General features: G+C 58.3%; 1 rRNA gene. It reads left to right on the top strand.

The features are described from left to right. Nucleotides 1-50 precede the first annotated feature (50 nt). Nucleotides 51-3,588, top strand: a 23S ribosomal RNA gene (locus WDV85_RS17015). The last annotated feature ends 4 nt before the right edge of the window (nt 3,589-3,592 follow it).

Genomic DNA, 3,592 nt, shown 5'->3' with positions numbered 1-3,592 from the left:
TGTTCGTAGCTTGAGAACTGCACAGTGGACGCGAGCATCTTTATCTTTGTGGCCAAGTTTTTAAGGGCGTACGGTGGATGCCTAGGCACCAGGAGCCGATGAAGGACGTAGGAGCCTGCGATAAGCCTCGGGGAGTTGGCAACCGAACTGTGATCCGAGGATGTCCGAATGGGGGAACCCGGCTGGATTCATCTCCAGTCACCTGCACCTGAATATATAGGGTGTGTGGAGGGAACGTGGGGAAGTGAAACATCTCAGTACCCACAGGAAGAGAAAGCAACAGCGATTCCGTGAGTAGTGGCGAGCGAAAGCGGATGAGGCTAAACCGTGTGCGTGTGATACCCGGCAGGGGTTGCGTGCGCGGGGTTGTGGGACCCGTTGGCCTTCAGCTGCCGCTGAGGCGGGGAGTGATAAAGCCGCGTTGTAGTCGAAGGGTCTTGGATGGCCCGGCGTAGAGGGTGCGACCCCCGTAGACGAAACGATGTGGCCTCCTTGGACGGTGTTCCCGAGTAGCACGGGGCCCGAGAAATCCCGTGTGAATCTGGGGGGACCACCCCCTAAGCCTGAACACTCCCTGGTGACCGATAGCGGACGAGTACCGTGAGGGAAAGGTGAAAAGTACCCCGGGAGGGGAGTGAAATAGTACCTGAAACCGTGCGCCTACAAGCCGTCGGAGCAGGATTCGTCTTGTGACGGCGTGCCTTTTGAAGAATGAGCCTGCGAGTTAGTGGCATGTGGCGAGGTTAACCCGTGTGGGGAAGCCGTAGCGAAAGCGAGTCCGAACAGGGCGTCTTGAGTCGCGTGTCCTAGACCCGAAGCGAAGTGATCTACCCATGGGCAGGTTGAAGCGCGGGTAAGACCGCGTGGAGGACCGAACCCACCAGGGTTGAAAACCTGGGGGATGACCTGTGGGTAGGGGTGAAAGGCCAATCAAACTTCGTGATAGCTGGTTCTCCCCGAAATGCATTTAGGTGCAGCGTCGCGTGTTTCTTGCCGGAGGTAGAGCTACTGGATGGCCGATGGGCCCGACAAGGTTACTGACGTCAGCCAAACTCCGAATGCCGGTAAGCGCAGCGTGGCAGTGAGACTGCGGGGGATAAGCTTCGTAGTCGAGAGGGAAACAGCCCAGATCACCGGCTAAGGCCCCTAAGCGTGTGCTAAGTGGAAAAGGATGTGGAGTTGCGCAGACAACCAGGAGGTTGGCTTAGAAGCAGCCATCCTTGAAAGAGTGCGTAATAGCTNTCGTAGTCGAGAGGGAAACAGCCCAGATCACCGGCTAAGGCCCCTAAGCGTGTGCTAAGTGGAAAAGGATGTGGAGTTGCGCAGACAACCAGGAGGTTGGCTTAGAAGCAGCCATCCTTGAAAGAGTGCGTAATAGCTCACTGGTCAAGTGATTCCGCGCCGACAATGTAGCGGGGCTCAAGCACACCGCCGAAGCCGTGGCACTCCCATGATGAACCAGGCTCACCTTTGGGTGGGTCCAGGTNAGTGCGTAATAGCTCACTGGTCAAGTGATTCCGCGCCGACAATGTAGCGGGGCTCAAGCACACCGCCGAAGCCGTGGCACTCCCATGTTAGCCAGGCCCTCCTCTTTGGGGGTGGGTCCAGGTGTGGGGGTGGGTAGGGGAGCGTCGTGTGGGGGGTGAAGCGGCAGGGTGACCTAGTCGTGGACGCCACACGAGTGAGAATGCAGGCATGAGTAGCGAATGACGGGTGAGAAACCCGTCCGCCGGATGATCAAGGGTTCCAGGGCCAGGCTAATCCGCCCTGGGTAAGTCGGGACCTAAGGCGAGGCCGACAGGCGTAGTCGATGGACAACGGGTTGATATTCCCGTACCGGCGAAGGACCGCCCATGCCGGGGCCAGCGATGCTGAGTGCCTGAAGCCTCACCGGACTTTCGAGTCTGGTGTGGGTGGAACGCACGACCCAGACTGGTAGTAGGCAAGCGCATTAACAGGGGTGACGCAGGAGGGTAGCTTCCGCGTGGCGATGGTTGTCCACGTCCAAGGGTGTAGGGCGAGTCGTTGGTAAATCCGCGGCTCACATAAGCTNNNGGTGTGGGTGGAACGCACGACCCAGACTGGTAGTAGGCAAGCGCATTAACAGGGGTGACGCAGGAGGGTAGCTTCCGCGTGGCGATGGTTGTCCACGTCCAAGGGTGTAGGGCGAGTCGTTGGTAAATCCGCGGCTCACATAAGCTTGAGACCTGATGGTGAGCACGTAGTGCGAAGTGAGTGATCCCATGCTGCCGAGAAAAGCCTCGGCGCGAGGTTCTAGCCGCCCGTACCCTAAACCGACTCAGGTGATCAGGTAGAGAATACCGAGGCGATCGAGTGAATCGTGGTTAAGGAACTCGGCAAAATGCCCCCGTAACTTCGGGAGAAGGGGGGCCGATCGCGTGAACGCCCCTTGCGGGTGGGAGCGTGTGAGGCCGCAGAGACCAGGGAGAAGCGACTGTTTACTAAAAACACAGGTCCGTGCGAAGTCGCAAGACGATGTATACGGACTGACGCCTGCCCGGTGCTGGAACGTTAAGGGGACCGGTTAGCCCGTGAGGGCGAAGCTGAGAACTTAAGCGCCAGTAAACGGCGGTGGTAACTATAACCATCCTAAGGTAGCGAAATTCCTTGTCGGGTAAGTTCCGACCTGCACGAATGGCGTAACGACTTCTCCGCTGTCTCAACCGCGAACTCGGCGAAATTGCACTACGAGTAAAGATGCTCGTTACGCGCAGCAGGACGGAAAGACCCCGGGACCTTCACTATAGTTTGGTATTGGTGTCTGGTGTGGCTTGTGTAGGATAGGTGGGAGACTGTGAAGCGGGCACGCCAGTGCTGGTGGAGTCGTCGTTGAAATACCACTCTGGTCATACTGGGCGTCTAACTTCGGTCCGTGATCCGGATCAGGGACAGTGCCTGATGGGTAGTTTAACTGGGGCGGTTGCCTCCTAAAGTGTAACGGAGGCGCTCAAAGGTTCCCTCAGCCTGGTCGGTCATCAGGTGGTGAGTGCAAGTGCACAAGGGAGCTTGACTGCGAGACTGACGGGTCGAGCAGGGACGAAAGTCGGAACTAGTGACCCGGCCGTGGTGTGTGGAAACGCGGTCGCTCAACGGATAAAAGGTACCCCGGGGATAACAGGCTGATCTTGCCCAAGAGTCCATATCGACGGCATGGTTTGGCACCTCGATGTCGGCTCGTCGCATCCTGGGGCTGGAGTAGGTCCCAAGGGTTGGGCTGTTCGCCCATTAAAGCGGTACGCGAGCTGGGTTTAGAACGTCGTGAGACAGTTCGGTCCCTATCCGCTGCGCGCGTCGGAGACTTGAGAAGGGCTGTCCCTAGTACGAGAGGACCGGGACGGACGAACCTCTGGTGTGCCAGTTGTCCTGCCAAGGGCATGGCTGGTTGGCTACGTTCGGGAGGGATAACCGCTGAAGGCATCTAAGCGGGAAGCCTGCTTCGAGATGAGGTCTCCTTGCCACCTTGGGTGGTGTGAGGCTCCCAGGTAGACGACTGGGTTGATAGGCCGGGTGTGGAAGCGGGGTAACTCGTGGAGCTGACCGGTACTAATATGCCGATGGCTTGACCACTCTT

The sequence above is a fragment of the Pseudokineococcus sp. 5B2Z-1 genome (assembly GCF_037482305.1).
Taxonomy (GTDB): Bacteria; Actinomycetota; Actinomycetes; order Actinomycetales; family Quadrisphaeraceae; genus Pseudokineococcus.
This window is presented reverse-complemented; position numbering and strand designations above follow the sequence as displayed.